This is a genomic window from Actinomadura rugatobispora (assembly GCF_042656285.1).
Taxonomy (GTDB): domain Bacteria; phylum Actinomycetota; class Actinomycetes; order Streptosporangiales; family Streptosporangiaceae; genus Spirillospora; species Spirillospora rugatobispora.
This window is the reverse complement of sequence record NZ_JBHSON010000020.1, coordinates 143045-149602: the sequence shown is the minus strand read 5'-3', so window position 1 is coordinate 149602 and position 6558 is coordinate 143045. Positions and strand designations below refer to the sequence as shown.

Annotated in this window: 4 protein-coding genes and 1 tRNA gene; 2 read left to right on the top strand and 3 right to left on the bottom strand. The window is 75.4% G+C overall.

All coding sequences use genetic code 11. The features are described 5' to 3' along the window. A partial coding sequence (locus ACFPZN_RS16740) for a P-loop NTPase family protein (RefSeq protein ID WP_465252306.1) occupies nt 1-393 on the top strand: 393 nt, incomplete at its 5' end. Here ACFPZN_RS16740 and ACFPZN_RS16735 read toward each other — a convergent pair. The 3 genes from ACFPZN_RS16735 to ACFPZN_RS16725 form a co-directional block, all read right to left on the bottom strand. Continuing rightward, nucleotides 390-2183: an ankyrin repeat domain-containing protein gene (locus ACFPZN_RS16735; protein ID WP_378282889.1), complete on the bottom strand. Its 1794-nt coding sequence runs from the start codon at nt 2181-2183 to the stop codon at nt 390-392. The two genes, ACFPZN_RS16740 and ACFPZN_RS16735, sit on opposite strands and share 4 nt — an antisense overlap. A gap of 59 nt (nt 2184-2242) precedes the next feature. After that, nucleotides 2243-2314, bottom strand: a tRNA-OTHER gene (locus tag ACFPZN_RS16730). A 75-nt stretch (nt 2315-2389) separates the two neighbouring features. Further along, nucleotides 2390-5629 carry an acetyl-CoA carboxylase family protein gene (locus ACFPZN_RS16725; RefSeq protein ID WP_378282888.1) on the bottom strand — a complete coding sequence of 1080 codons (3240 nt, stop codon included), beginning with the start codon at nt 5627-5629 and terminating at the stop codon, nt 2390-2392. A 248-nt stretch (nt 5630-5877) separates the two neighbouring features. Between ACFPZN_RS16725 and ACFPZN_RS16720 the strand changes: the two genes are divergently transcribed. Further along, nucleotides 5878-6468 (top strand): TetR/AcrR family transcriptional regulator, encoded by a 591-nt coding sequence (locus ACFPZN_RS16720; protein WP_378282887.1) that lies wholly within the window; start codon nt 5878-5880, stop codon nt 6466-6468. The last annotated feature ends 90 nt before the right edge of the window (nt 6469-6558 follow it).

The window sequence follows — 6558 nt, the reverse complement described above, 5'->3', positions numbered from 1 at the left end:
GCCCGGCTGGAGGCGGGCCGCGCCGCCGACGCGCTGCGCGCCCGGGTCGGCATCGCCCGGCACGCCGCCGACTCCCCCGGACGGCTGCCGCCCGGCGTGGTGCGGCTCATGGAGCTCGCCCGCGCGCTGGCGACGCGGCCGAAGGTGCTGCTGCTCGACGACCCGTCCGCCGACCTGTCCGAGCGCCAGGCCCGCGCGCTGGAGGTGCTGCTGCGCGACCTGGCCGCCGAGGGCCTGGCCGTCGTCGTCGCCGAGCGGGAGCTGGAACGGGTGATGGGCGTGTGCGACGAGCTGTACGTCCTGGAGTCGGGCCGGACGGTCGCCTCGGGCCCGCCGTTCCAGGTGCGCGCCGACCTGCGTGCCGGCCCGCGCGTCCCGGCGCTGCGGCCCTAGTACTCCATCAGGTCGGGGTGCTCTTCCCCGATCCGCTCTTCGAGCCACTCCAGGTCGCGGCGCCCGGCCCGCCAGATGAGCCGGATGATGGTGGTCTCCTCCTCGTCGAGGAGGTCGATGCGCGCCCCGGCGTCCAGCAGCGCCTTGATGAGCTCCACCGACCCGTCGAGTTCGACGGCCCGGTGCAGGGCGGTGCGCGGCTGCTGCTGTTCCCCCTGCTCCACGGCCTCGATGTCGAGGCCCGCCTCCAGGAGCCGGGGCAGCAGGGTCTCGAAGTCGACCAGGTGGAGCAGGTGCAGCAGGGTGCGCCCGTAGCCGTCGCGCACGTGCGGGTCGATGCCCAGGTCCAGGAGCTTCACGAGGCCCGGCGTGTCGCCGTGATGCGCCCGGTCGAAGATCTCCTGCCGCTGCTCGCGCAGCGTCTTGGGCAGCCTGCCCTTGCCGGTGCGCCACGCCTTCCGCACGGCGAAGCAGCCGCCGACGTCGCCGCCGAGCGCCTCAAGGGCCTTCTCGCGCTCCTGCTCCTGCGCGCTGTGCGGAACCGTCAGGACGCCGTCCCGGAACCCGATCTCGTGCCACTCGCCGCGGCAGCGGACCCGCACGGGGGCGGGCGCCTGCGGTTCGGGCGGGCCCCACGGCAGATCGTCCCGGCCCGCCCGCGCCTCGCGGCCCGGGAGCAGCGCGTCGTGGACGAGCGGGTGCAGCCACTCCGGCGGCAGGCGCCCGTCCCGCAGCGCGCCGAGGTCGGGCAGGCGGCGCCACACCGCCTCCGCCAGGACCTCGCCCTCGTGCAGTTCCTGCTGGTCCTGATGCTCGTTCTCGTCGTAGCCGTCGAACTCGACGACGCCCGCGCGCAGGCGCCGGTCGCCGTCGTGGTCGAGCAGGACGGCCGAGTGCTGGGTCCACGGGATCTGGAAGCGGCCGCCGCCCAGGCGCCGCAGCTCCGGTTCGAGGCGGGTCAGGGCCAGCGGCATCCGCGCGAGCTGGTCGAGCGGCCCGACGGTGTACCACTTGCTGTACCCCTCGGGCCGCGGCCCGAGGATGAGCTCGATGCCGGCGGCGGCGAAGGCGGCCTCCACCTCGCCGCGCTCGTGCAGCATCGTGACCCACTCGGCGTGCCCCGCGGGGTCGTCCGGGCCCGGGTCGGCGGTGGGCAGTTCCGCTTCGGCGCGGGGCGTGCCGTCAGGGTTGAGGAACGGGGCGCGTCCGGCGTCACCGCCGCAGCGTTCGCGCAGCTCGCCGGTGTGGCGCGCGTCCCACAGGTGCCGGGCCCCGGCCCACGACTGGACGATGCCGCGCCAGAAACCGGTGTGGACGTAGTCGGTGCAGATGTGGGTGGAGTCGCGCATGACGACCGGGCCGAAGTGCAGCGTCATCCGCTGCGACGCCTGGAACAGCCAGCGGTGGGGGGTGATGTGGAGGCGGGGCGCGTTCTCGCCGTGCAGGCCGTAGTCGTTCAGGACCAGCGCCTGGCCGGGCGTGAGCGTGGTGCGCGTCGGCCCCACGCGGGGGGCGTGCCAGCGGACCAGGTCGGGAACGAGGTGGCGCAGGTCGTCCTCGACCCGGGCCGCGACGTCGGCGCCGTGCTCGGCCCGGATCGCGGCCAGGTCGACGGTGACGTCCATGTTCGCGGCGGCGCACGCGCCGCGCCAGTCGCCGGCCAGGCGGCGCTCGGCGGCCCGCTCGACCATCCAGCGCGGCACGGCGAACCGGCGGATCCTGCGCGTCCGGGCCGTCAGCTCGGGGCGCCGGTCGGAGAACGCCTGCACGGCGGTGCTCCCCTGCGGCAACGGCGCTCCCCTGTCCCAGTCGGCCCGCGGCCGAACCCGTCCCGGCGAAAAGTAGGCGGCAAGGCCGGTCGGATTCGAACCGACGTCCTCCAGCCCGCTGCAAGGCGCGACGACCGCTGCGCTACAGCCTTGCCTGGCCGGAAGTATAACGATCATCGGTGGTCATGCGTGGGCGAACCCCGCAATGTCGGCAGAAGACCGATTGATCACCAGGTGTCGATCCAGCGCCGCGTCCCGGCGGAGTCCGCGCCCGGGGCGGCCGGACCTGTGACGGGCGGGGCGGCGGCGAACGCGGCGGTGATCCAGCGGCGGGTGTCGGCGGGGTCGATGACGTCGTCCAGCTCGAACACGGAGGCGGCGTTGAGCGCCTTGCCGTGCTCGTAGGCGGTGGCGACCATCTCCCTGAACAGCGCGTCGGGGTCCTCGGCCGCCTCCAGCTCCTTGCGGTAGCCGAGGCGGACCGCGCCCTCCAGGCCCATGCCGCCGATCTCCCCGGTCGGCCACGCCACGGTCGCCACCGGCGCCTTGAAGCTGCCGCCCGCCATGGCCTGGGCGCCCAGCCCGTACCCCTTGCGCAGCACCACGGTGACGACCGGGACGCGCAGGTTGGCGCCGGCGACGAACATCCGGCTGAAGTGCCGCACGGTCGCGGTCCGCTCGGCCTCCGGCCCGACCATGAACCCGGGGGTGTCGCACAGCGAGACGACGGGCAGGCCGTGGGCGTCGCACAGCTGCAGGAAGCGGGCGGCCTTGTCGGCGGCGTCGCGGTCGACGGCGCCGCCGAGATGGGCGGGGTCGTTGGCGATCAGGCCCGTCGGGCGGCCCTCGATCCGCACCAGCGCGGTGACCATCCCGGCGCCGAACCCGCGCCGCAGTTCCAGGACCGAGCCGGTGTCGGCCAGGAGCCCGACGGCACGGCGCACGTCGTAGGCGCGCAGCCGGTTCTCCGGGACGACGTGGCGCAGCAGCCGCTGGTCGTCGCACTCCCAGGCGCCGGCGGAGCCCTGGAAGGGCCCCTGGAAGTAGGACAGGTACCGCTTGGCGGAGGCCACCGCCTCCGCCTCGTCCTCGACCGCCACGTCGACGACCCCGTTGGGCACCTGGTCGCCGACCGGCCCGATCTCCTCGGGCTCGAACACCCCGAGCCCGCCGCCCTCGATCATCGCGGGCCCGCCCATGCCGATGTTGGCGTCGCGGGTGGCGATGATGACGTCGCAGCAGCCCAGCAGCGCCGCGTTCCCTGCGAAGCAGCGGCCCGCGGCGATCCCGACGAGCGGGACCCGGCCGCTGAGCCGCGCCATGGAGTGGAAGCTCATCACGTCCAGGCCGGAGACCGTGCTGGTGTCGGTGTCACCGGGCCGCCCGCCGCCGCCCTCGGCGAACAGCACCAGCGGGAGGCCGCGGCGCCCGGCCAGCTCCAGCATCCGGTCGGTCTTGCGGTGGTTCTGGTGGCCCTGGGTGCCGGCCAGGACCGTGTAGTCGTAGGACATCACCACGGCCGGGCCGCCGTTGATCTCGCCGACGCCGCAGACCAGGCCGTCGGCGGGGGTGCGGGCGATGAGGTCGTCCAGGGAGCGGCGGCGGCGCTGCGCGGCGATGGCCAGCGCGCCGTACTCGGTGAACGTGCCCGGGTCGCACAGGTCGTCGATGTTCTCCCGGGCGGTGCGGTGCCCGCGGGCGCGGCGTCTGGCCACGGCCTCGGGACGGGCGGCGTCCTGGCCGATCCGGTGGCGCGCGCGGACCTCGGCGAGGTCGGCGCGGATCTCGTCCAGGTCGATCCGCTCCTCCTCCTCGGCGTGGTCGCCGCCGGCGTCGGCCGGTTCCAGGAAAAGCAGCGGCGCGCCCTCGGCGACGGTCGCGCCGGGCGCGGCGGCGATCCGGCGCACGATCCCGGCCCGCCCGGCCCGGATGACGTGCTCCATCTTCATCGCCTCGAGGATCAGCACCGGGGCTCCGGCCCGCACCAGGTCGCCCTCGGCGACCTCGGCGCTCACCACGGTGCCCTGCATCGGCGCCGGGACTGCCACCGTCCCGGCAGGCGCGGCGGCGGTGTCCGGCTCGGCCGGCCGCGCGGTGGGGAGGTCCGCCAGGAGCTCGTCCAGGTGGTCGGCGAGGAAGCCGGTGTCGAACCCGCCGGGCGCGAAGCCGGGGTGCCGCAGCACGGCCCGGAGCAGCGGGACGTTGGTCTCCACGCCGCCGATCTCGAACTCCTCCAGCGCCCCGGACACCCGGGCCACGGCGCCCGGCAGGTCGGCGGCGCGCGCGACGACCTTGGCCAGCAGCGGATCGTAGCGGGCGCCCACCTCGTAGCCGGGGTGGCCGTGGGTGTCCACGCGGACGCCGGGGCCGGACGGCGGAGCGAACGCCGTCAGCGTCCCCGAGCCGGGGCGGGGCATACCGTCGCCGTCCAGCGTCTCGGCGTTGACCCGCACCTGGATCGCGGTGGCGCGCGGCCGGGGCGGCGGGACGTCCAGGCCGACCGCCGCCAGGTCCTCCCCGAGCGCCAGCCTGATCTGCGCCTGGACGAGGTCGACGCCGGTGACCTCCTCGGTGACGGTGTGCTCGACCTGCAGGCGCGGGTTGGCCTCCAGGAACCAGAACTCCTCCCCCGCCACCAGGAACTCGAAGGTGCCCAGGCCGTCGTAGCGGACGCGCCCGGCCATCCCCGCCGCCGCACCGATCACCGCCTCCCGCACCGCGGACGGCAGCGCGGGCGCGGGCGCGATCTCCACCAGCTTCTGGTGGCGGCGCTGGAGGCTGCAGTCGCGTTCCCACAGGTGGGTGACGGCACCGGTACCGTCCCCGGCGATCTGCACCTCGATGTGGCGGGCGCGCGGGACGTACCGTTCTGCGTAGAGGCCGCCGTCGCCGAACGCGGCGAGCGCCTCGGAGCTGCACCGCTCGTAGGCGGCGGCCAGCTCGTCCGGCGACGCGACCACGCGCATCCCGCGCCCGCCGCCTCCGGCGAGGGCCTTGAGCATCACCGGGGCGCCGCCCTGCGCCTCGGCGAACGCCCGCGCCTCCTCGAGGGTGACGGGGCCGCCGGTCCCCGGGGCGACGGGCACGCCGGCCTCGGCGGCCAGCGCGCGGGCCCGCGCCTTGTCGCCGAACAGCTCCAGCAGATCCGGGCGCGGCCCGACGAAGGTGATCCCGGCGGCGGCGCAGCGGGCGGCGAAGGCGGCGTTCTCGCTGAGAAACCCGTATCCGGGGTGGATCGCCCCGGCGCCGGCGTCCTTGGCGACGGCCAGGATCGCGTCGGCGTCCAGGTAGCCCGCCGCGCCCTCGCCCGGCAGCTCCCGCACCTCGCCCGCCCTGCGCAGCCGCGCGAAGGGGGCGTCGTCGCGGGTGCGGACCGCCACCGTGGGCAGGCCCAGCTCGTCCGCCGCCCGCAGGACCCGCAGCGCGATCTCGCCGCGGTTGGCCACCAGGATCGCGCTCGCGGTCACCGGCCTTCCTCCTCCGCCGCCGTCGTCCGGCCGGACACCCGCGCGGCCGTCACGCCCCTGCATACCATCCCGGCCGAACGCCGTTCAGTCCCGGGTGGTCCGCGGCGGGCGCTCGTCCCGCACCGGCCTGTCCAGTGTCCGGTCGTCGTCACCGCCCGCACCCGGAGGATAATGACGGAGGGCGGCCCCGCGGCCGCCCCGGAACGCGCGAGGACCGGCCTTCAGCCCCGGCACCTGGAGGAACATCGATGAGCACCGCTCGCCCTTCGCATCGGGACGCCCTGCTGGACGCCGCCGCCGAGCAGCTCGTCCAGCGCGGCTACCGGGGCGTCCGGATGCGGGACGTGGCCGCGGCCGTCGGGGTGAGCCGGCAGACCGTCTACAACGAGTTCGGCGACAAGTGGGGCCTGGCCCAGGCGGTGGTCGTCCGCGACAACGAGCGCTACCTGGAGGGCATCAACCGGCTGCTGTCCGAGCACGAGGATTTGTACTCGGCGGTCGAGGCGGCGGTGCTGTTCACGCTGGAGACCTCGGCCGACGACCCGATCAAGAAGGCGGTGCTCACCGGGGCGGGCGGCGACGAGCTGCTGCCGCTGCTGACGACCCGGGCCGAGCCGGTGCTGTTCACCGCCAGCGCGCGGATCGTCGACCACGCGCTGCAGCAGTGGCCGGAGATGCGGCGGGAGGAGATGGCGGAGATCGCCGACGCGGCGGTGCGGCTGACGATGAGCCATCTGGTGCTGCCGTCCGAGCCGCCCGAACGGGTCGCGCAGTTCATCGCCCGGATGGTGACGCGCTACCTCGGCACCTCCAGCGGAACCCCCTCCGGCGACACGTGAGCCGGATGCGGTGCTGAGCCGGGGTGCGGAAAAGCGCTGGCCCGTCCTGGGCCGGCGGCGCTAGATTCGTCCTCACCTCGCGGCTGCTGA

What these genes read in the sequence shown, in the direction of transcription:
- ACFPZN_RS16720 (WP_378282887.1), top strand. Translation starts at nt 5,878, where the DNA reads ATGAGCACCGCTCGCCCTTCGCATCGGGACGCCCTGCTGGACGCCGCC.